Origin of the sequence: Roseobacter ponti (assembly GCF_012932215.1) — a bacterium.
GTDB lineage: Bacteria > Pseudomonadota > Alphaproteobacteria > Rhodobacterales > Rhodobacteraceae > Roseobacter > Roseobacter ponti.
In genome coordinates this window covers 360,263-382,156 of the sequence record NZ_CP048788.1, presented here as the reverse complement: position 1 = coordinate 382,156, position 21,894 = coordinate 360,263, and the positions used below count along the sequence as shown (strand labels likewise).

The window sequence follows — 21,894 nt, the reverse complement described above, 5'->3', positions numbered from 1 at the left end:
GTTCGCTACCTGTTCAGAGGGTCTGCATGGGAAGGCTGCCGCACACCGGCCCCTGGCCGGCACCAGCGGATCAGGACAGCCAGCGTTTGCGGCGGCGATAGCTGCGCACATCACGAAAGGATTTTCGGCCCTCATCCGACATGCCGAGGTAAAACTCTTTCACGTCCTGGTTCTCGCGCAGATCTGCCGCCGGCCCGTCCATGACCACGCGCCCGGATTCCAGGATATAGCCATAATGCGCAAAGCGCAGCGCCACATTCGTGTTCTGCTCGGCCAGCAGAAAGGTCACGCCCTCGTTCTCGTTCACTGATTTCACGATTTCGAAGATCTGTTCCACCAGCTGCGGGGCGAGCCCCATCGAGGGTTCATCCAGCAGGATCGTCTCAGGTCGGCTCATCAGCGCGCGACCGATGGCTGTCATCTGCTGCTCACCGCCGGAAGTATAGCCCGCCTGTGATTTGCGCCGCTCTTTGAGGCGCGGGAAATAGCCATAGACCATTTCCAGGTCAGCCTGGATCGCCGCATTTCCGTCGCGCCGGGTATAGGCGCCGGTCAGAAGGTTTTCCTCGACCGTCAGGTGCTCAAAGCAGTGCCGGCCTTCCATAACCTGCACCACGCCGCGTTTCACGGTCTCGGCAGGGTCTGCATGCTGGATCGGATCGCCGTGATAGCGGATCGAGCCCTTTGTGACCTCGCCGCGCTCGGAGGCCAGCAGGCCCGAGATCGCCTTGAGCGTCGTAGTCTTGCCAGCGCCATTGCCGCCCAGAAGTGCCGTGATCCCACCTTTTGGCACATTGAGGCTGACCCCTTTGAGCACGAGGATCACGTGGTTGTAGATCACTTCGATGTTGTTGACCTCAAGCACATTCTCCGCGCTTCGGGTCTCAACTGCTGCAGCTTCCGACATGACCGGCACCCTGACGTGTAAATCTCATAAAATGACCCCGGCCGGACGGATCCGGCCGGGGCAGATGCGCTTAGTTGCAGCGCAGATCGATGTTGTTTTCAGACGCAAAAGCCATGCTGTCTTCTTCGATCAGCGGATTGATGATCTCTTTGTCAGACGGTGCGAAATCAGTAATCTGCTTCCACTCACCTGCGGCGGCATCCCACTGTGTCACAGCACCGACACCCGGGCCGCCGTGGTTTTCACAGGACACCGAGAAGGCCGGACCAAAGTTCGGCATACCGTATTCGGCCATCATCTCATCGGTGATTTCCAGATTTTCCATACCGTCGATCATCATCGCCTGAGTGATATCGGCCACACCGTGGATCTCCTGAGCCTTCAGGATCGCCATATGCGCAAGGAACGCCGCATAGATTGTACGGTTATACAGCACCGTGCCGATCTGATCACCGGCGCCTGCCGCTTTGCCCGCATCAACGACATATTTCTGAATATCGTCATAGATCGGGTAATCGCGGCCCACGCCGTTCATCGTCAACGCCTTATAGCCGTTGGCCGCAGCGCCTGCGGGGATCACGTCAGCTTCGGCACCGGACCACCATGCACCGATGAAGTTTTCCATCGGAAAGCGTATGTTGGCGGCTTCCTGAACGGCGACCTGGTTCATCACGCCCCAGCCCCACATCAGAACCGTGTCGGGCTTATCGCGGCGGATCTGCAGCCACTGTGATTTCTGCTCCTGGCCCGGGTGATCGACGGGAATGAGGCTCAGCTCAAAACCGTGCTTTTCCGCGAGACCCTCAAGCGTGCGGATGGGCTCCTTGCCATAGGCGGAGTTGTGATAAACCAGCGCGATCTTGTGACCGCTCAGATCACCACCGTTCTCATCCAGCAGGTAGTTCACCGCGACAGAAGCCGCATCCCAATAATTCGTCGGGTAGTTGAAGACGTTGGAGAAAACCTTGCCGTTGGCCGCAGATGTCCGGCCATAGCCCATCGTGTGCAGCGCAATGCCGTCTGCCGTCACTTTGGGGATCAGCTGATAGGTGATGCCAGTGGAAAACGGCTGATAGACCAGCGAACCTTCGGCTTTGGTGCTTTCATAGCATTCCACACCTTTTTCCGTGTTATAGGCTGTTTCGCATTCCAGAACCCGGACCGGCACGCCGCCGATACCGCCGTCACGCTCGTTGAGCAGCGTAAAGTAATCCGCATAGCCATCCGCCAGCGGGATCCCACCAACTGCATAAGGCCCGGTGCGGTAGCTCAGCGATGGCATCACAAGATCCGCCATCACGGGGCTTGCCGCCATCAGGGCCGCCGTGGCCCAGGTTGCCAGTTTCATCTTCATCGGTTGTTCCTCCCTTGGATTATATCCGATAGCGCCGGTTGCCCGGCCTGTTCCGGACGGTTTGCCCGCCCTTTGTCTCAGTGGTCCGCCCTAATGCGGGAAGGGCCACAGTCTTAATTTCTCCTTGGCGACCCGCCAGAGCTGCGCCAGTCCGTGCGGCTCTGCGATCAGAAAAATCACGATCAGCAGGCCCACAATGACCAGGTTGAGGTGCGCCACGATATCCGTGGGCCAGCCCAGCCAGTCAACGCCGACAATCTTGAGCACCACAGGCAGCATAACGATAAAGGCAGCCCCTGCAAAAGAGCCGAAGATCGATCCCAGCCCGCCAATGATGATCATAAAGAGCACGATGAATGATTTGGTGATGCCAAAGACCTCACCAACTTCGACCGCCCCCAGATAGACCGCAAAAAAGAGCGCGCCCGAGATGCCCACAAAGAACGAGCTGACAGCAAAGGCGGTGAGCTTGGCTTTGAGCGGGTTCACCCCGATGATCTCTGCAGCGATATCCATATCCCGGATCGCCATCCACTGCCGGCCCAGTGACCCGCGCGTCAGATTGCGCGCTACTACGGCCGAAAAGATCGTGAAGATCAGGCAGAACATATAAGTGGCCCAGGCTTCGGTCGAGGGCCCGGTGATCAGGATGCCAAAGGTGTCGCGCTCGGGGGCGTTGATCTGGCCCGAAGCTGAGTAGTTATAAAACCATGAGACCCGGTTGAACATCCAGACCAGAAAGAACTGCGCGGCGAGCGTGGCAACGGCGAGGTAAAACCCTTTGATCCGCAACGACGGCAGCCCGAAGAGAACCCCCACCGCCGCGGTGATCAGCCCTGACAGAAGCACATGAATGAACATGCTGACCTCCGGAAATCCGGTCATCAGCTTGTAGCAGGCATAGGCCCCCACAGCCATGAAACCGCCGGTGCCAAGGCTGACCTGACCGCAGTACCCGGTCAGAATATTCAGCCCGATCGCCGCAATTGCGTAGATCAGAAAGGGCATAAAGAGCGAGTTCACCCAGTAGTCGTTAATCATGAAGGGCACGACGACAATGGCGATGAACAGGACCACGTAATACCGGTAGCGGTCGAACCTGATCGGAAAGGTCTGACTGTCCTGCGGGTAGGTGGTGCTGAAATCGCCGGCTTCACGGTAGAGCATGCCGTCTTACTCCTGTTCTTTGCGGGCGCGCAGGTGCGCTCCCGGTCCTGTCGGATGATGGTCCCTGCGGCCGGTTACCGGTCGCATCGCGCCTGCCCGGCGGGTCTCGCGGTTAACCATTCCGGCTGATTTCTCCGGAATTCCCAAATTTGCCCCATTTCGCAGGGCAGTTTCGCCCTGTGGGAAAGGAGTGGGACGCATGACGGCAATTCTCAAAGAGATCAGGGACCTCGAGGCAAGGCTGTCGCGAGGCGAGCTTGAGCATGCCGAATACCTCAGAAAACGTGCCGCCCTCCTCGATAGTGTCGAAACGGCCGAAACCGAATTTGCCGAGCCCGGGCGACCTGCGGTTACTCCGCGTCGCAGCGGCGGTTCCTCCGCGCTAGCGCTCAGCATTGTCGTAGGTCTTGGCGTGATGACCCTTTGCATCGCGCTCACCCTCGTGCTGCTGCCCGACCTGAACATGGCGCTGACGCTGGGTGTCACCATTCTGGCCGCGCTGAGTGTGACACTGCTGCGCGACAGCGAGGAGTAAACCGGGCTATACGCGTTCAATGATCTTCTCCCCGAAGAGCCCCTGGGGCCGGAACACCAGGAAAATGAGCGCCAGCATATAGGCAAACCAGTTCTCGGTGGCCCCCCCGAGATAGGGCGCCCCGATCAGAAACTCGAAAAGCTTCTCACCTACACCAATAATCAGCCCGCCGACAATCGCGCCGGGAATAGACGTGAATCCGCCCAGCATCAGAACCGGCAGTGCCTTGAGCGCAATCAGCGACAGCGAGAACTGCACACCTGATTTCGCGCCCCACATGATGCCCGCGACCAGGGCCACAAACCCGGCAAGCGACCACACAAGGATCCAGATGAAGTTCAGCGACACGCCCACGGACAGCGCCGCCTGATGGTCATCGGCCACGGCACGCATGGCGCGCCCCTGTTTGGTGTACTGCGCGAAAATCACCAGCCCGGCGACCAGCAGAGCGGCCACAAGGCTCGCCACGATGTCGAGGTTGTCGATGAAAAATCCATAGCCGAACGCATTGAATGTCGTCTCATCCAGCCAGGTATTAATTCCCTGCGGCAGCCCGACATCCAGCGTTTTGATATCCGACCCCCACATCAGATCGCCGACACCTTCGAGGAAATAAGCAAGCCCGATCGTCGCCATGAAAAGGATAATCGGCTCCTGTCCCACGAGGTAGCGAAAGATAAACCGCTGCACGAGCCAGCTGAACAGAACCATGATGCACATCGTCACGAAAATCGCGGCAAAGGCGGGCACGTGCCATCCGAAATGGTGAATATCCGTTCCGAAAATCGCATTGATCAGATGCGCAAAAGGCACCTGCCCCTCCATCACGCCAACCAGCGTCAGAGCGGCAAAAAGCGCCATAACCCCCTGAGCATAGTTGAAAATACCGGAGGCCTTGTAGATCAGCACAAAGCCCAGAGCGACCAGAGCATAGAGCACACCGGCCATCAGCCCATTGAGAAAAACCTCGATCGTAAAGGCGAGTTGTTCAGGCATCAAAACCTCCCTCTTCGGCCCGGTCGAACCGGAATATGGTGGCGCGACCAGCGTCATCGGCGGCCTGCGCATCAACCTGATAAATCAGCAGCGACGGGTGCGCGCGCGGCGCTGCCGCCGTTCCGACGAGGATTTTCACATCCCAGCCTGATGCGGCAGCCAGGTCCTCAACATCCGAGCCCGGCATCACACCGAGACCGAATTCAATGGCGCGTTCAACCGCCAGGTGCTGCGCATCCGCATTCAGCAGCGCACGCACGTCCGAGACAAGACAGCTCTGCTCATCCACAACAAGGCTGAGACCGGTCCGCCGGTCGTAGAACCAGACGTCATCTGATGAGGTGATCTTCACGTCGAGCGCCGCGGCGTTCACAGCGGCGTCTTCAAGCGCAAACGGAACACAGTGCTCGGCCAGCAGCGTCTCCACATCCGGCCATGCGGCATCGCCCGGACGCGACATGATCAGCGCGACAATTCCCGCCGCACAGACGCCGGTGCAGAAGAGCATCGCGAGCCGCTGTTTTGTCCGCGCGGGCATCGTCATTCTCACACCACTCGACCGATCGCAAAGCAGGCCGGCCGCCCCGCTGCAGCCGCGACGCGACACATCAACCCGGAAGCCCGGGTGCGGCACAGACCGGAAAACCCGGGAGGAACAGCGCTTCTCTCAGTCATGGCTGACCCCCAGATAGGCGTCGATCACATCCTGGTTGTTGCGTACCGCATCAGGCGTGCCATCGCCGATCTTTTTTCCGTAATCCATCACAACAACACGGTCGCTCAGATCCATCACCACACCCATATCGTGTTCGATAAGTGCAATCGTAGTGCCGAATTCGTCGTTCACATCGAGGATAAAGCGGCTCATGTCCTCTTTCTCCTCAACGTTCATTCCGGCCATCGGCTCGTCGAGCAGGAGCAGCGACGGCTCGGCCACCAGCGCGCGCGCCAGTTCGACGCGCTTCTTCAGACCATAGGGCAGCCGGGCCACCGGTGTTTTCCGGATCGCCTGGATTTCCAGAAAGTCGATAATCTTTTCCGCGACCTCGCGGTTCTCCGTCTCTTCCCGTTCAGCCTGCCCCAGCCACAACGCCTGGCGCCACAACCCGCTTTTCATATGCGTCAGGCGCCCGGTCATCACATTGTCCAGAACGCTCATACCTTCAAAAAGCGCGATATTCTGAAAGGTCCGCGCGATGCCCTGCCGGGCCACCTGGTAAGGTTTCATCGGCGGGCGTGGCGCGCCTTTGTACCAGACCTCACCCTCCTGCGGCACATAAAAGCCCGAGATAACGTTGAGCATAGAGGATTTACCGGCGCCGTTCGGCCCGATGATCGCGCGGATCTCGCCTTCGCGGATATCGAATGAGATATCCCTGATCGCCTCGACCCCGCCGAACCGCAGCGTGATGTTGCGCATCTCCATGACAACGCCGCCGATCCTGCGGCCGTCTGCTGTCGTGTATCCGTCGGTCTGATCAAGCATCCGGGCTTACTCCGTTCCTGCAATTTCCCGACGGGCCCCTGCGGGATGGCGGGCGGGGCGACTGCGCAGCAGAGCGTCGTACCGTCATTGCGCCGCCATCCGGACCGGTGCCGGCTGAACCGCAACGGACCGGACCTCCAGCGTGGCCGCGATAGACCCCTTCCGCCCGTCCTCATAGGTCACTTCGGTAACAGTGCTCACGCTTGATGAACCGTCATAAAGCGCCGTGATGATATCGTGAAACTTCTCTTCGATCACTCTGCGCCGCACTTTGCGCGTGCGCGTCAGCTCGCCGTCATCTGCATCAAGCTCTTTATGCAGCACCACAAATCTGTGCACCTGACAGCCGGACAACATCTCATCTTCCGCAACCGACCGGTTCACCTCTTCCACATGTTCCTGAATGGTATCCATGACCTGAGGATGCCGTGCCAGCTCCTGATAGGACGCATAACCGATGTTGTTACGCTCCGCCCAGTTGCCCACTGCCGTCAGATCGATATTGATAAAGGCCGTGCATTCGTCACGCTCATTGCCGAAAACCACTGCCTCGAGAATGTTCGGAAAGAACTTCAGTTTGTTCTCAACGTATTTCGGCGCAAAAAGCGCGCCACTGGCCATTTTACCGACATCCTTCGCCCGGTCGATGATCCGCAGATGCCCGGTGTCTTCTTCAATGAAGCCCGCATCCCCGGTCGCCACCCAGCCTTCGGCGTCTTTTGTATCGGCGGTGCTCTCGGGGTTCTTATAATACTCCACAAAAACACCCGGGGAGCGATAAAAGACCTCGCCGTTTTCCGCAATGCGCAGTTCAACACCGGGACAGCTTACCCCCACCGTGTCCGAGCGCACCTCCCCGTCGGGCTGCGCGGTGATGAAAACGGTGGCCTCCGTCTGCCCGTAGAGCTGTTTCAGATTGATTCCCAGTGCCCGGTAAAAATCGAAAATTTCCGGGCCGATGGCCTCACCAGCGGTATATCCCACCCGCACACGGCTGAACCCCAGCGTGTTTTTGAGCGGCCCGTAGATGAAAAACTCGCCCAACTGATACTTCAGCCGGTCCGTCATGCTCACCGGATTGCCGTCCAGAATATCCGGCCCGACCCTGCGTGCATGTGCCATGAAGTGATCAAAGAGCCATTTCTTGAACCGCCCTGCATCTTCCATCCGGATCATCACCGAGGTCAGCTGCGTCTCAAAGACCCGAGGCGGCGCAAAATAATACGTGGGCCCGATCTCGCGCAGATCGGTGTGCATGGTATCCGCACTCTCCGGGCAGTTCGTGCAAAACCCCGTCCACATCGCCTGACCCACCGAAAAGATGAAATCACCCACCCAGGCCATCGGCAGATAGGCAAGGATGTCATCGCTCTGACGCAGATCGTCGAACTCGGACGACGACTTTGAGGTCTCAATCACATTGCGGTTGCTCAGCACCACGCCCTTGGGCCGCCCGGTCGTGCCGGAAGTATAGAGCATCACACAGGTGCTGTCGTAATCGAGCCTGTCTTGGCGACGGGTGATCTCGGGCAGCAGCTCATCGCGTTTCGCCCGCCCGGCATCCTGCACATGGCTGTACTGATGCAGCCGCGCGTGGTCGTATTTGCGCAGCCCGCGCGGATCGAGATAGATCATCTGCTCAAAATCCGGCAGTTCCCCCTGGATCTCGATGACTTTGTCGACCTGTTCCTGATCGCCCGCGATCACGAAACGCGCGCCGCAATGCCCCATGACATAGGCCATCTCTTCCGCGACGGCGTCCTGATAAAGCGGCACAGGCACTGCACCGCACATCTCCGCTGCGACCATCGCCCAGTAGAGCCGGGGCCGGTTGCGCCCGATAACAGCAACAAAATCCCCTTCCGCTACGCCCAGATCCAGCAGCCCCAGCGCCAGCGCCTCGGTTTCTTCCAGCGTCTGCGCCCAGGTCCAGCTCTGCCAGATCCCGTATTCTTTTTCGCGGTATGCCGGAGCATTGGCATATCGTTTTGCGTTGAGATGCAGAAGAGCCGGTACGGATGCAGGTCCGTCGGCCGGTCGGCTCGGCGTATTCAAACTCATGTCCTCCCAGACGCTGCCATTGTGACGGCAGATGCGGCTCTTATGAACCGTCTGTGCTTATCAATCTTGCTTTTGGTCTTCCCGTCAACGTCTTCGTCGCTAATTCAGACGTCCCGTCCATTGTTGCAGACCTTTGGCAGATCGCAAGTGCCTTCGTACCGATTGTGCAACCGGGGCGGGATGCCATCGGGACAGCAAAACGACCGCTCACCCCAGACCGGCAGCGCGCGCCAGCACCCTGAGCCCGCAAACAAGGTCCGGTTCGGCGGTGTCCTCCTCAAAAGCATGGCTGATCCCGCCAATCGACGGCACGAAGACCATCGCGACAGGCATCAGGGCGGCGACATTGGTGGCATCGTGCAATGCACCCGAGGGCATCATGCGCCAGGCCCCCGGTGCCTCCTTTTCCGCCGCATCCTCCAGACAGGCGCGCAGTGCTGCATCCATCGCCACAGGATCAAGCCCGAGCATCGGCCCGAAACTCACGGTCAGCCCGCGGGCCTCCGCAATCTCATCCGCCAGTGCACGGATCACCGTTTCCATGCGCGCGAGCCTGTCGCTCTGCGCGTCACGCCACTGCATGGAAAATACCACCCGTCCCGGCACGATGGAGCTTGCATTAGGATGCAGGCTCACATGGCCGATGGTCCAAACCGTCTGCGGTGTGACGATGTTGCGGAACCTGTCACTAAGGCCGGTGCTGAAAGCGGCCAGCGCCTGAAAGGCGTCCCGACGCAGATGCATCGGCGTTGTGCCCGCGTGGTTCTGCTCGCCTTCAAATGTGACACGCATATCGCGGATGCCGACGATGTCGGTCACAACGCCGATCCTGTCACCGCTGCTGTCCAGTGTCGGTCCCTGTTCAATGTGCATTTCGATAAAACCCGTGAACCGGCCCGTATCGACGGGCCCGGTTACCCTGCGTCCCAGGCCCGCCCGGGCATGAGCAAGAGAAACGCCCGTATGATCGGTCAGCGCGTCGGCATCCGTCTGTTTGAGGTGGCCGGCCCAGACGGCACTGCCAGTGGTGACGCCGAAACGGCCTTCTTCATCCTGAAAGGACACCACAGAGACCGGCGGGCCGCCCGATTCACGGCTGGAGCGCGCCACTTCCAGGGCAGCAATCACCCCCAGCGCCCCGTCGAGCCATCCGCCTTCCGGCTGGCTGTCGGAATGCGAGCCCAGGAGCAGAGAGCGCCCTTCCGCCAGACCAAAGAGATTGCCCATCCCATCTGTCTGCACATCAAGACCGGCGTCCCGCATCTGCGCGCCAAGCCAGTCGCGCGCCGCCAGATCGGCGTCGGAATAAGCAGGGCGCACCACCCCCTTCCCCACACCGCTCGCCCCGAAAGACCGCAGCTTATGAAGATCCGCCAGGAACCGTTCCGGGTTCACCATGTCTGTCCTATCCCGAAACTTTCCGCTCCCCCGCGACGGCCTGCTGACAGCTTTTGACACCGAAACCTGCCAGAGTAGCCCCGAGGAGATCCCGGATGATTAAATATTACTATCCCGATGGCAGCCACTGTTATCGCGCTCTGCACACGGCGCATGCCGTTTTCCGCAACGAGGCCGGCGCCCTGATCGCACGGGCGGAGAAACCGGACGGCAGCGCGCTTTACGAATTTGAGATTACCGGCTTTGAGCTCGTCGTAGCAGGCGAACGCTGTACCTGAGGATCCTGCACGGGCGCGAATTCGATGACCTGCACGGTGTCGTCCATCGTGATCCTCGGGTAATGGCTGCGCATGCCAGCGAGCATCACCTCTGCGGGCCAGATCTCTTCTTTCCCCAGAAAGGCCGCGGCCTCGCCAAGCGGCAGATCGGTGCAGCGCAGCACCTCAACCACCACCCGCTGCGCCGGGTCATCGCCCCGGACAAAGGTCAGCGGGCCCGGCTGAGCGCGGGTCTCGCGCCAGCGGATGGTGTTGGTCTTGCGCCCCGCCAGCAGGTCGTCCCAGAGCCGTCCGGCGACCTCAAGATGCTGCATGACTGTTCCTATTCCGCCGCGACCTGATCTGCTGTGCGCTCAACCCGAACGGCCGAAAACTTGAATTCGGGGATTTTGCCGTAAGGGTCCACCGCCGGATTCGTCAGGATATTTGCCGCCGCCTCGACAAAGGCAAAGGGGACGAACACCATATCGGGCGCCACCGCGCGGTCCTCGCGCGCCATGATCGAGATGCTGCCGCGTTTGGTGGTCAGCGTCACATGTTCGCCCGGCGCGACACCAAGACGGCGCAGAGTTGCAGGATGCAGAGAACAGTTCGCCTCAGGCTCCAGCCCGTCCAGCACTTTGCTGCGCCGCGTCATCGACCCGGTGTGCCAGTGCTCAAGCTGCCGGCCTGTGGTCAGCACCATCGGGTACTCTGCATCAGGGACATCGTCAGGCGCGATCACCGACGCCGGCGTGAACCGCGCACGCCCGTCAGGCCGCGGGAAACCGTCGCCAAAGACAATCGCCTGCCCCGGGTCCTCGGGGCTGAGCGACGGATAGGTTACCGCGTTCTGCTCTTCCAGCCGCTCCCAGGTGATGTTGTTCAGGCTGCGCATGTTCTGCTTCATCTCGGCAAAAACATCCGCCGGGCTCTCGTAATCCCAGGGCAGGCCGAGCCGCTTGGCAAGCTCTGTCTCGATCCACCAGTCCTCGCGCGCCTCGCCCGGCGGCGGCACCGCAGGGCGCCCCATCTGCACCTGACGGTTGGTGTTGGTCACGGTGCCGGATTTTTCCGCAAAGGCTGAGGCCGGCAGGATCACATCCGCATAATTCGCGGTCTCGGTAATGAAGATATCCTGCACCACCAGATGATCGAGTTTCGCAAGTGCTGCGCGCGCGTGCTCCACGTCCGGATCCGACATCGCAGGATTTTCACCTAGGATATACATGCCCTTTATCCTGTCGTCGTGCACAGCGTCCATGATTTCAGTGACCGTCAGCCCGCGCTCGTTGGAGAAATCCGCAGTGCCCCAGACTTTGGTAAAGGCCGAGCGCACGCCATCGTCGGTCACAGGCTGATAGTCGGGCAGAAACATCGGAATAAGCCCTGCATCAGACGCGCCCTGCACGTTGTTCTGACCCCTCAGGGGATGCAGCCCTGCGCCCGGGCGCCCCACCTGCCCCGTCATAAGGGCCAGGCTGATCAGACAGCGCGAGTTATCCGTGCCGTGGATGTGCTGGCTGATGCCCATCCCCCAGAAAATCATCGCCGATTTCGCCCCGGCAAAGGTCCGCGCGACGTCGCGCAGCACCTCAGGCGCGATACCGCAGACGCCTGCCATAGCCTCGGGCGAGAAATCAGCCAGATGGGCTTTCTCCGCCTCCCAGTTCTCCGTCCAGGTGTCGATATACTGCTGATCGTAGAGGCCTTCCTCAACGATGGTGTGCATGATCGCATTGAGCATCGAAACATCCGCACCAGGACGGAACTGCAGCATATGGCTGGCGTAGCGTTTCAGCGCCTGACCGCGGGGATCCATCACAATCAGCTTGCCGCCGCGTTTGGTGAACTGTTTGAAGAAGGTCGCCGCGACCGGGTGGTTCTCGATCGGATTGCACCCGATGGCGATGGCCACATCGGCGTTTTCGATCTCATTGAAGGTCGCCGTGACCGCCCCCGATCCGACGTTCTCCAGGAGCGCCGCTACAGATGAAGCGTGGCAAAGCCGCGTGCAGTGATCGACGTTATTGTGCCCGAAGCCCTGACGGATCAGCTTCTGAAAGAGATAAGCTTCCTCATTGGTGCATTTTGCGGAGCCAAAGCCAGCAATCTCGCGACCGCGCCCCTTCATGCCCGCCGCTGCGGCATCAAGCGCCTCATCCCAGGTCGCTTCACGGAAATGCGCCGACCAGTTGCCGGGATCGACGTTCAACCCCTTCTCTGGCGCATCCTCACGCCGGATCAGCGGTTTCGTCAACCGGTGAGGGTGGTGAATATAGTCAAAGCCAAAGCGACCCTTCACGCAGAGCCGGCCCTCATTCGCAGGGCCGTTAATGCCATCCACATATTTAATTCTGTTGTCTTTGACCTTGAGCGACACCTGGCAGCCAACACCGCAGAACGGGCAGATGCTCTCCACTTCGCTGTCGAAATCCGCGCTGTCACCGATCTGGTTTTCGTCCACTACGGTCGCGGGCATCAGCGCGCCTGTCGGACAGGCCTGCACACATTCTCCACAGGCCACGCAGGTCGATGCGCCCATGGGATCGGCCATGTCGAAAGTGGGCCAGGCATCGTGCCCGCGCCCTGACATGCCGATCACGTCATTGACCTGAACCTCGCGGCAGGCCCGCACGCAAAGGCCGCACTGAATACAGGCGTCAAGGTTCACGGACATCGCCACATGGCTGTCATCAAGCAGCGGAATGCGCCCTTCTTCGAGCTTCGGAAACCGGCTCTCGCTCACGCCGTTTTCGGCGGCCATATCCCACAGATGGCTGGATTTATCATGCGCCTGCGCCTGCTCCGGCTGGTCCGCCAGCAGCATCTCTACGACCATTTTGCGCGCATTCTTCGCGCGTGCGGTGTCGGTTGTGACGATCATCCCCTCGGACGGCTCACGGATGCAGGAGGCAGCCAGCGTGCGCTCGCCCTCGATCTCGACCATGCAGGCGCGGCAGTTGCCGTCCGGGCGATACCCCGGGGCGGGCTTGTGGCACAGATGCGGGATTACCAGACCACGGCCATTGGCCACCTCCCAGATGGTCAGACCGGCCTCCGTGGTCACTTCCTGACCATCAAGAGTAAATGTGATCTGATCCGGCATGACAAAATCTCCCGCTTCTTCGCGGATACTCTAACCCGCGGAGCGCCCGGACCGGAGTCCCAATCCCGACACATCCCGCCGGATTTCCGCCAGATCGGTTTCCGATGCCTCTCCGGGGCCGCTTATCGGCGCAACCGGAACATCACCCGCGTTAACCGGGCCCGTCGCAGGTGCCTGCCCTTTCCTATCCCACCGGCCTCCCCTACATATCGCTGACACCAGAGAAAGCATCCATGTCCCACATCACCCTCATCCGCCACGGTCAGGCCAATTCAGGCGCACGGGACGAGGCCAGCTATGACCGGCTGAGCCCGCTGGGCCACCAGCAGTCTGCATGGCTCGGCGCGCATCTGCGCGAGCGCCAGCAACATCACGCGCGGCTTTATACCGGCACGCTCAGACGTCACGTTGAGACCGCAGATGCGATGGATACGGGCCTCACACCGGTCCGCGACGCGCGGCTGAATGAGCTGGAGTACCTCACGCTGGCACGGGCCATGGAAGACGAACATGGCGTGGCCTTTCCCACCGACAGCGCAGGCTTTACCGAGCATCTGCCGCGCCTCTTCCGGGCCTGGCAGAACGACGAGATCGCCGGTGCGCCGGAACGGTTCAGCGATTTTGAAGCGCGGGTCGGAGATGCCCTTTCCGAAATTGCCGCAGGCGACGGACCGGCGCTGGTGGTGACATCCGGCGGGTTGATTTCTATGGCCATGCGTCAGGTGCTGCGTCTTGATATCGCCGCCATGGCGCAGATGGCGCTGGCAATCTACAATACTTCACAGCATCAGCTCTTTCCGATCGGTGGCAACCTCTCGCCCACGATGTTCAACGCGATCCCGCATCTCGAAGACCCCGACCGGCAGCACGCCCGGACCCATGTTTAAAGGACAGCCCATGCGCCTCTGGTACGCCCCCCGCACAATCTCCGTTGCCGCCGCCATCACGCTTGAGGAAGCCGGGCTCGACCATGAACTGGTCGCCGTGGATTTTCGCGCAGGAGAACAGACCGGCGACGCCTATCTCAAACTCAATCCAAAGGGCCGCGTGCCCCTGCTGGAAACCCGCGACGGGACGCGACTGACCGAAACCGGCGCAATCCTTGAATACATTGCCGCGATCACGCCGCAGGCCGGCCTTGTGCCGGACGATCCGCTGGAGGCCGCGCATATGCGCAGTGTCATGTACTACATGGCCTCAACCATGCACGTAAATCATGCCCACAGCCGGCGAGGCAGCCGCTGGGCAGACCGGCCCGAAAGCCTTGCTGATATGTCAGCCAAAGTACCCGAAACCATGACAGCCTCTGCGGCTTTTGTCGCCAGCGACTGTTTGCGCGGAGATTACATTCTGGGCGACAGGTTTTCGCTCGCAGACGCCTATGCCTTTGTGGTCTGTTCCTGGCTGGAAGGCGACGGCGTGGACCTCGGGCCGTTTCCGACACTCCGGGTCTGGCTTGACCGGGTGCGTGCCCGTCCGTCGGTGGCAGCTGTCAGTGAAAAGGGGCTGATCTGAACATGACGCATCTGTGGGTCCGCGCCGAACAACGTGATCACGAAACCAGGGTCGGGATAACACCGGAGGGCGTGTACCGGCTGCAGGACGCAGGTCTGAAGGTGACAGTCGAGCAAAGCCCGACGCGCGTCATTCCGGATGCTGACTATGCCGCAACCGGGTGCACGATGGCGCCCGCTTACACCTGGCCGGATGCACCGGAGGAGGCGATTATCTTCGGGCTCAAAGAGCTGCCCGAAGACGGCACCCCTCTGCCGCATCTTCACATAATGTTCGGCCACGCGTTCAAGGGCCAGCCCGCGGGGCTCCGCCTGTTGCAGCGGTTCCGCGAAGGCGGCGGCACTCTGCTTGATCTGGAATATCTGACCGATGACACCGGCCGCAGGCTGGCAGCCTTTGGCTACTGGGCCGGATACGCCGGTGCTGCCGTGGCACTGAAATGCTGGGTGGCACAGCAGCACGGGCGTCTCGCCGGCCCGGTAAGCGCGTATGAAAGCTCCACCCACCTTCTGCAGGATCTGCAGTCAGACCTCGTGGCAACGGGCGCCCATCGCCCCGATGCGCTGATTGTCGGCGCACTGGGGCGGGTCGGGCACGGCGTGGCCGATCTCTGCACTGCGATGGGTGTCGCGACAACCAGATGGGATTTGGCAGAGACGGAATCGGGCGGACCGTTCCCGCAGGTGCTCGCCCACGAGCTATTTTTCAACTGCGTACTGGCCCGCCCCGGGACACCGGTCTTTGTACCCGCCGGTGCCAGGACCGCCAGCCGCAGGCTGAGTGTCATCGGCGATATCGCCTGCGATCCGGACAGCGATTTCTCACCGATCAAAGTCTATGACCGGACCACAACATGGTCGGCACCCGCGCTTCGCGTGCATGATGATCCGGTTCTGGATGTCACGGCGATCGACAATCTGCCCTCTATGCTGCCACTGGAAAGCAGCGAAGACTATGCGGGACAGCTTCTGCCTGTGCTGCTGGGGCTTCCGAACGATCCTGAAGAGGTCTGGGCGCGCGCGACCGCGACCTTTGACGCGCATCTGGAACGGCTCTGATGCGTCAGGAAAAGATACGGAAATAGAGCCAGTCGGGCAGAAACTGGCTGCCCCGGAAAACCCATGAAAATACCCGTGGAAAGCTGAGCTTGAACCGGTTGCTGTTCATATGCCGGAACATGTAATCAGCCGCTTCTTCAGGCGTCATAAGGAAGGGCATTCTGAAATTATTCTTGTCGGTCAGCTGGGTCTTGATGAACCCCGGGTTGGCGACCTGGACCTGCACACCGGTTTCGCGCAGATCAGCATACATGCATTCAGCCAGCGACATGGTCCCCGCCTTGGACGCGGTATAGCCGATGGATCCGGGCAGGCCGCGAAATCCCGAAAGGCTGCCGGTAATCACGATATGGCCCTCGTCACGCGAGACCATCTGTGGGACCACCTGCCCCATCACACGCATCAGACCGGTAAAGTTGATATCCGCCATTGCAGTGGCCTGGGCGGCGTCCCACTCCAGCGCGCTGAAAGGCCAGTACACTCCGGCCAGAAACACCACACCATCGACCTGGCCTACAGCAGCGGCAGCCTCACGCACGCTGTCGTCATCAGAGACATCAACCGTCTGCCATGAACCACCACCCGGCAGCGCCTCGACGACAGCTTTGAGCTTATCTTCGGAACGCGCCGAGACGATCACATGCGCGCCCTCTGCACTCAGCCTGTGCGCAAGGGCTTCACCCAGCCCGTCGCTGGCGCCGACGAGCCAGTAGCGTTTGCCTGTCCAGGATCGCATCAGACGCTCCCAGGACGCATAGTTGCGACCAGTTCAGCAACCTTGATGCCGAATTTGCGGAACTGCGAGCGGTTCATGATCGTCCCGTCTGGCGTCAGATACATCCAGTCTGTCGTATTGAGCACATGCCCGCCGGAAGCTTCCGGCAGCCTGATCCGGTACCGCAGGAGAACGGTAGAGCCCGACTGACGCCCAAGACCGTCGCCCACCACATCGTCAGCCTGTGCACGGATTGCACCGTCTGGGCGCAGCGTAAGACGCCATTCGCGGTCCTGAACAGAGCCGTCATCATAGACAAAATGCTCTTTCATCACGCCGGTGTCGCCATCCCATGAAGCGTTAAAATCAGCCCTGAACCGGCTGCTGACGCGCCCGAGCGGCCCATAGATGATCCCCTCGCAGACGATCGGTCCGTTCAGGTGCCGGCGGATATCAAAGACCGGGTGGTCATCCTCATAATCTTCGGGGCGCTGCGCGGTAAACCCCGCAAAGCGTGCTTTGGCCCATACAACGGCAAACGCGAGCACCGCACCGGTCAGTATCCAGATCCAAGCGCTCATAATTCAGGCCTCTTTCAGGTTTGTGAGGGACAGCAGGATGATTGCGATCACTTTGAGCGCGCAGGGGACTGCGGCGTAAAGGAAAGTCAGCATCGCAAGCGCCTCGGGCGGGTTGTCCGCGGCTCCGCTCTGAAACCCGGTGTTCTCCAGAAGCGGCAGCAGCGTCACCGCCGAAAAAGCCAGCGTCAGTTTTGATACGAACGACCACAGGCCGAACCCTTCAGAGGCTGAGGGCGAGACCTGTGCCATCCGGGTCGCAAAAATCGCCGGCAGCAATGTAAGGTCAGCACCCAGTGTTGCCCCGGAGGCGATGCAGATCACCGCAAAAAGCAGCCAGTCGCCCGGGCCAAGTGTAAACGCGAGGCCAAACGAAATGATTGCGAGCACCATCGCCAGAACCAGCACATCACGCGGTCCGAAGCGTTCGGCCATCATCCCCCAGAGCGGGGCGGCGAGGGCTGCCGACAGGAAAAACACAAGCAGAAGCGGGCCTTCAAATCCCGGTGCTTCAAGCCGGCTCTCCACGAAAAACAGGAACAGGGTGGACGTCACGGCAACCGGGGCCGCGTTAAAAAAAGCGATCACCAGCAGGCGGCGCGCCATCGGATCGGCAAGAACAGCCGCAAACCCGGTGGACTGCCCCAGCCCCGCCGTGCTCCATTCGGGTCGCATGAACCACCAGGCTGCCAGCGACAGCACCGCAAATGCAACTGCGAAGCCGGCAAATGGCGCAGCGAAAACAAAACCCAGCGCGACCGGCGCGACCGATGCGGCGCAGACGCCCGCCAGCGCCCCGCTTTCGCGCCAGCGCGCCAGCCTGAGATGCCCGTCGCCTTCCAGTCTGGCCGCTTTGACCACCCCCTGCGCGTAAAAGTTGATCGTCAGAAAGCTGAAAGCGGAAAAAACCAGGGTCAGGCTGAATGCGAACCACAAAACCGGTGGCAGAAAGGGCGGCACGGCAAAGAGGAGCAGCATCGACCCGCCCAGTACGGCACAGCCGATGCCCACCGCCACCGCCCGGGCATCACGGGTTTTCTCCGACAGCCAGCCGAGCAGAGGATCCTGGACGACATCCAGAAGGCGCAGACCAAACAGCACCGTGCCAAGCGCAGCGAGCGACACACCATATTCATCCACATAGAATTTCGGCGCATGGATATAGATCGGCAACCCGGCAGAGGCGAGAAGAGCCGCAAAGAGGGAATAGGACGGCAGGCGGTCGCTGGTGACTGTCATCCCCGCGATACCTCTTCGGACGGAGGGGTCGGGCGCGGACGATAAAGCGCGCCGCGCAGCCACAGCCTGAAGGCCTGCCAGTGGATCAGGGCAAGCACCCGGCGCGCGCCAAAAGGCCGGCGCAGAGCCGATTTCAGGATAATGGCATTGCTCAGCGGGCGGCGTTTTCCGGTCAGCGTGGCGATCAGCCCGCCACCCTCGCGGGCATAGTCGATCCAGATACCGATCCGCGCCGGCGTGATGTCAAAGCGAAAGGTATATCCGCCCTCGACCGGCTGAAACGGAGAGACGTGGAAAACCTTGCGCGCCCGGAGAGTGTCTCCCGGCGCAATCCTGCGCTGGTCCGGGTGATAGCAAAGATAGCTGTGCCGGTCGCCGAAGGTATTGCTGACTTCAGAAATAACAGCGATCAGATCGCCCGTCCCGTTGCGGCAGAGCCAGAAGCTGACGGGATTAAACACATGCCCCAGCACGCGCGGCTGTGCGAGCAGTTCAATCCGCGTAACGCCGGTGATCTGATGCTGCCCGAGAACGTCGCGTACCCAGGGTGCGCCGCGCCCTTTGCCCGGTGCGCCGCCGTGATCGCGATCATGCACGGCCGTCACGCCACGCCGGTTACGCGCAAAAAGCCCGGGCGTATCGAGCTCCGCCTCGGCGTCAAAAAGCACATAATCCACCGAATAACGAAAGGCGTTGGTGATATCCCCCTTGCGCCCGTGATACGTCAGACCGGCGATATGATCGACGGTTTCTGTCATTCGGCAGCGACCCGCACCGATGTTCCCGCGCGCAGGGCACGCACAACATCGACGGCGCTCGAAAGACCGTCTTCGTGAAAGCCGTTTTTCATCCATGCCCCGCAGAACCAGGTATTTCCCGTGCCGTTAAAGGCCGCAACATCCTGCTGCGCGGCAAGGGCTGCAAGATCATAGACCGGATGGCGCAGCGTTACCTCATCATAGATCAGGTCTTCGCGGATCGTACGCTTGGAATTCAGCGTCACAAAATGCGGGTCGTCCTGCGGGATGGGCTGCAATGAGTTCATCCAGTACGTCAGGTCGATCCTGTCGGACATTGCCGCCCTGTCTTCTGTATAGACCCAGCTGGCCCAGGTTTTGCGCCGCGCCGGCATAATCGCTTCATCAGCGTGCAGAACAATGCGGTTGGGCTGATACCCGATGGCCCCGAGAGCATTTCGCTCAGCGGCGGTGGCATCCGCCAGCAGGCTCAGGCTGTCATCCGAATGCGTTGCAAATACCACGTGGTCGTAAATTTCCGCCTCGCCGCTCGCCGCGCGCACGGACACCTGCCCGCCGATGCGCGATACCGACCGCACCGGCGCGCCGGTGCGGACCCGCACGTCGCGTGATTTCAGAGCGCTTTGCAGACGCTGCACATACTGCACCGATCCGCCCTGGACGGTGTACCACTGATGCTGGCCTGTGGTGTTCAGCAGTGCATGATTTTCGAAAAACCGGATCATCGCCTGCGCCGGGAAATCCATTATCTTTTCGGTCGGCGTGGACCAGATCGCACCGGAGAGCGGGAGCAGATAATAATCCCGGAACCAGTCACCGGTCCCGAGTTCGGCCAGAAAATCGCGCAGTGTCAGCTCGCTGTTTTCCGCAATCCGCAATGCGTTTTTGTTGAATTTCAGAATATCACGCACCATGCCGAGAAAAGCCGGCGTGACTGCATTGCGCCTCTGGGCGAAGAGAGCATCAAGAGACGTGAGCGCATATTCCAGACGGCCGCCGTCAACAGAAGCACCAAAACTCATGTTGGATTTCACCACCGGCACGCCGAGTTCGTCAAAGAGCGCCGCCATGAACGGATAGTTGGCGTAATTGAATACGATGAACCCCGTATCGACAGGCTGATCCCCGTTCCTGCCCGCCATGACCGTCCGCGCATGACCGCCCAGACGCGGCTCTGCTTCGAAAAGCGTGACATGATGGTCGCGCCCGAGCATATAAGCCGCTCCCATGCCCGAAATGCCCCCTCCGATCACTGCGATCCGCAAGGGATCTGATTTCGGCGCGCATGTTGATACGTCACCTGAAGTGAGGGCTTCGAAAGGCATAAAGGGATATCCGCTCGGTTTGTTTTGTCATTAAGTGTACGCGAGGCTTCTTAATCTGGATCGGTCAGGACAAAAACAAAGTTTTTATGATCCGGCTGTGCAGGTGCAGCGTAAACCTGACATGTACGCAGATGTCGCAGTTGAAAATCGGAACGAAAGAGGGTTGGCTGTGCCGATGGCGCCACCGGCGCCGCTTAAATGCGTGACCAGAGCAGGGCGTGCAGACGTGACAGCTAAAGACGGATCAGCCCGGATGCTCTGGGTGGAGCATATGGTACGGATCCGGGATGACCGGGACCGCCGCGCCTTTGCCGAAGTGTTTGAACACTTCGCTCCGCGGGTAAAAGGGTTCCTGATGCGGACCGGGACAGATGCATCTCTGGCAGAAGAGTGCACTCAGGATGTGATGGCCTCGCTCTGGCACAAGGCGCATCAGTTCGATCCCGCACGGGCCTCCGTCGCGACGTGGATTTTCACGATCGCGCGGAACCGCAAGATTGACCTTCTGCGCCGCCAGCGCAGACCGGAACCGGAGGACCTGACCTGGGGTCCCGAGGCAGAGCCGGATCAGGAAGATGTCCTGAACCTGCAACAGGAAACAGAATTACTGGGGGCCGCACTCGCGAAGCTCCCGGAGCCACAGAGAGAGTTAATAGAAAAGGCGTATTTCGGGGATCTGACCCACAGTGAAATCGCCGCCGAAACCGGTCTGCCACTGGGCACGATCAAATCGAGAATAAGACTGGCGCTGGACCGTCTGCGCCATACACTGAAGTGAAAGCCATGACTGATACAATCAAACATCACCTGAATGACGCCGTCCTGATGGCCTATTCTGCCGGGACGCTGCCGGAAGCGTTTAACCTGATTGTCGCCTCGCATCTGTCGCTCTGCGATGACTGCCGTGCACGTGCCGGCAGCTTTGATGCTCTGGGCGGCGAGATCCTCGACCGGCAGGCAGAGGCGGGCGTAAGTGCCGACAGCTTTGAGGCCACGATGGCTCTGATTGAAAGCGGTGCACCGGACACGATCGAAGTGCCTGCCCTGGAGAATGCCGTTCTGCCCGGACCGCTGCGCGATTACGTCGGCGGCGATCTTGATGCCATACGCTGGAAGCCTGTTGGCATGGGTGTGAAACAGGCGATCCTGCCGACGTCCAAAGAAGCGACTGCGCGGCTGCTCTTTATTCCGGCAGGTGCTGCGATGCCCGACCATGGCCATCACGGAACCGAGATGACCATGGTGCTTAAGGGTGCGTTTCAGGACGACGACGGTTATTTTGCCCGTGGCGATGTCGAAATCGCCGACAGTGATCTGCACCACACACCCGTGGCCGATATCCACGAGGACTGCATCTGTCTCGCAGTGACCGACGCGCCCCTGCGTTTTGACCGCCTGCTTCCGCGAATTGCGCAGCGCTTCCTGCGAATCTGACG

Annotated in this window: 22 protein-coding genes; 7 read left to right on the top strand and 15 right to left on the bottom strand. The window is 60.5% G+C overall.

The window, feature by feature from the left end:
• Window positions 1-70: 70 nt before the first annotated feature.
• From G3256_RS01840 to G3256_RS01830, 3 genes are all read right to left on the bottom strand, one after another.
• The gene (locus G3256_RS01840) at window positions 71-907 is read right to left on the bottom strand and encodes an ABC transporter ATP-binding protein (protein WP_169639222.1); all 837 of its coding nucleotides are present in this window, start codon (window positions 905-907) and stop codon (window positions 71-73) included.
• A gap of 70 nt (window positions 908-977) precedes the next feature.
• The gene (locus G3256_RS01835) at window positions 978-2,261 is read right to left on the bottom strand and encodes an ABC transporter substrate-binding protein (RefSeq protein ID WP_169639221.1); all 1,284 of its coding nucleotides are present in this window, start codon (window positions 2,259-2,261) and stop codon (window positions 978-980) included.
• A 90-nt stretch (window positions 2,262-2,351) separates the two neighbouring features.
• Complete coding sequence (locus tag G3256_RS01830; protein ID WP_169639220.1) at window positions 2,352-3,428, bottom strand: branched-chain amino acid ABC transporter permease; 1,077 nt, start codon at window positions 3,426-3,428, stop codon at window positions 2,352-2,354.
• Window positions 3,429-3,627: 199 nt separating this feature from the next.
• Between G3256_RS01830 and G3256_RS01825 the strand changes: the two genes are divergently transcribed.
• Window positions 3,628-3,963 (top strand): SHOCT domain-containing protein, encoded by a 336-nt coding sequence (locus tag G3256_RS01825; protein WP_169639219.1) that lies wholly within the window; start codon window positions 3,628-3,630, stop codon window positions 3,961-3,963.
• A gap of 6 nt (window positions 3,964-3,969) precedes the next feature.
• On the opposite strand, the gene G3256_RS01820 is transcribed toward G3256_RS01825, so the two are convergent.
• From G3256_RS01820 to G3256_RS01800, 5 genes are all read right to left on the bottom strand, one after another.
• The gene (locus tag G3256_RS01820) at window positions 3,970-4,959 is read right to left on the bottom strand and encodes a branched-chain amino acid ABC transporter permease (protein WP_169639218.1); all 990 of its coding nucleotides are present in this window, start codon (window positions 4,957-4,959) and stop codon (window positions 3,970-3,972) included.
• A complete protein-coding gene (locus G3256_RS01815) occupies window positions 4,952-5,503 on the bottom strand; it encodes a hypothetical protein (protein WP_169639217.1) in 552 nt (183 codons plus the stop codon). Before G3256_RS01815 ends, G3256_RS01820 begins: the two co-directional genes overlap by 8 nt.
• Before the next feature lie 123 nt (window positions 5,504-5,626).
• A complete protein-coding gene (locus G3256_RS01810) occupies window positions 5,627-6,445 on the bottom strand; it encodes an ABC transporter ATP-binding protein (protein ID WP_169639216.1) in 819 nt (272 codons plus the stop codon).
• Between the two features lie 84 nt (window positions 6,446-6,529).
• Window positions 6,530-8,500 (bottom strand): AMP-binding protein, encoded by a 1,971-nt coding sequence (locus G3256_RS01805; RefSeq protein WP_246227717.1) that lies wholly within the window; start codon window positions 8,498-8,500, stop codon window positions 6,530-6,532.
• 213 nt (window positions 8,501-8,713) lie between these two features.
• The gene (locus G3256_RS01800; protein ID WP_169639214.1) at window positions 8,714-9,904 is read right to left on the bottom strand and encodes a hydantoinase/carbamoylase family amidase; all 1,191 of its coding nucleotides are present in this window, start codon (window positions 9,902-9,904) and stop codon (window positions 8,714-8,716) included.
• A gap of 95 nt (window positions 9,905-9,999) precedes the next feature.
• Between G3256_RS01800 and G3256_RS01795 the strand changes: the two genes are divergently transcribed.
• Window positions 10,000-10,182 (top strand): hypothetical protein, encoded by a 183-nt coding sequence (locus G3256_RS01795; protein WP_169639213.1) that lies wholly within the window; start codon window positions 10,000-10,002, stop codon window positions 10,180-10,182.
• On the opposite strand, the gene G3256_RS01790 is transcribed toward G3256_RS01795, so the two are convergent.
• Both G3256_RS01790 and fdhF read right to left on the bottom strand, forming a co-directional pair.
• A complete protein-coding gene (locus G3256_RS01790; protein WP_169639212.1) occupies window positions 10,125-10,496 on the bottom strand; it encodes an ASCH domain-containing protein in 372 nt (123 codons plus the stop codon). The two genes, G3256_RS01795 and G3256_RS01790, sit on opposite strands and share 58 nt — an antisense overlap.
• A gap of 8 nt (window positions 10,497-10,504) precedes the next feature.
• Window positions 10,505-13,270, bottom strand: coding sequence for a formate dehydrogenase subunit alpha (gene fdhF / locus G3256_RS01785; protein WP_169639211.1), 2,766 nt, complete (start codon window positions 13,268-13,270; stop codon window positions 10,505-10,507).
• A 233-nt stretch (window positions 13,271-13,503) separates the two neighbouring features.
• Between fdhF and G3256_RS01780 the strand changes: the two genes are divergently transcribed.
• Genes G3256_RS01780 through G3256_RS01770 form a run of 3 tightly spaced genes read left to right on the top strand, consistent with a single transcriptional unit; the run spans window position 13,504 to window position 15,843 of the window.
• Window positions 13,504-14,157, top strand: coding sequence for a histidine phosphatase family protein (locus G3256_RS01780; protein ID WP_169639210.1), 654 nt, complete (start codon window positions 13,504-13,506; stop codon window positions 14,155-14,157).
• Between the two features lie 10 nt (window positions 14,158-14,167).
• The gene (locus G3256_RS01775; protein WP_169639209.1) at window positions 14,168-14,785 is read left to right on the top strand and encodes a glutathione S-transferase family protein; all 618 of its coding nucleotides are present in this window, start codon (window positions 14,168-14,170) and stop codon (window positions 14,783-14,785) included.
• A 2-nt stretch (window positions 14,786-14,787) separates the two neighbouring features.
• Entirely contained in the window at window positions 14,788-15,843 is a 1,056-nt protein-coding gene (locus tag G3256_RS01770) for a saccharopine dehydrogenase (RefSeq protein ID WP_169639208.1), read from the top strand.
• Between the two features lie 4 nt (window positions 15,844-15,847).
• On the opposite strand, the gene G3256_RS01765 is transcribed toward G3256_RS01770, so the two are convergent.
• From G3256_RS01765 to G3256_RS01745, 5 genes are read right to left on the bottom strand one after another with little or no spacing between them, the layout of a single operon-like run.
• Window positions 15,848-16,579, bottom strand: a complete 732-nt coding sequence (locus tag G3256_RS01765) for an SDR family NAD(P)-dependent oxidoreductase (RefSeq protein WP_169639207.1) — start codon at window positions 16,577-16,579, stop codon at window positions 15,848-15,850.
• Window positions 16,579-17,139, bottom strand: a complete 561-nt coding sequence (locus G3256_RS01760; protein ID WP_169639206.1) for a DUF3833 domain-containing protein — start codon at window positions 17,137-17,139, stop codon at window positions 16,579-16,581. Before G3256_RS01760 ends, G3256_RS01765 begins: the two co-directional genes overlap by 1 nt.
• A 3-nt stretch (window positions 17,140-17,142) precedes the next feature.
• Window positions 17,143-18,375, bottom strand: a complete 1,233-nt coding sequence (locus G3256_RS01755; RefSeq protein WP_169639205.1) for an MFS transporter — start codon at window positions 18,373-18,375, stop codon at window positions 17,143-17,145.
• Window positions 18,372-19,133: a DUF1365 domain-containing protein gene (locus G3256_RS01750; protein WP_169639204.1), complete on the bottom strand. Its 762-nt coding sequence runs from the start codon at window positions 19,131-19,133 to the stop codon at window positions 18,372-18,374. The genes G3256_RS01755 and G3256_RS01750 overlap by 4 nt, the downstream gene beginning before the upstream one ends.
• The gene (locus G3256_RS01745; RefSeq protein WP_169639203.1) at window positions 19,130-20,458 is read right to left on the bottom strand and encodes an NAD(P)/FAD-dependent oxidoreductase; all 1,329 of its coding nucleotides are present in this window, start codon (window positions 20,456-20,458) and stop codon (window positions 19,130-19,132) included. Before G3256_RS01745 ends, G3256_RS01750 begins: the two co-directional genes overlap by 4 nt.
• A gap of 253 nt (window positions 20,459-20,711) precedes the next feature.
• On the opposite strand from G3256_RS01745, the gene G3256_RS01740 reads away from it, so the two are divergent.
• Together G3256_RS01740 and G3256_RS01735 are read left to right on the top strand one after the other, a co-directional pair.
• A complete protein-coding gene (locus tag G3256_RS01740) occupies window positions 20,712-21,236 on the top strand; it encodes a sigma-70 family RNA polymerase sigma factor (protein ID WP_206040809.1) in 525 nt (174 codons plus the stop codon).
• A 5-nt stretch (window positions 21,237-21,241) separates the two neighbouring features.
• Window positions 21,242-21,892, top strand: coding sequence for a ChrR family anti-sigma-E factor (locus G3256_RS01735; RefSeq protein WP_169639202.1), 651 nt, complete (start codon window positions 21,242-21,244; stop codon window positions 21,890-21,892).
• Window positions 21,893-21,894 lie beyond the last annotated feature (2 nt).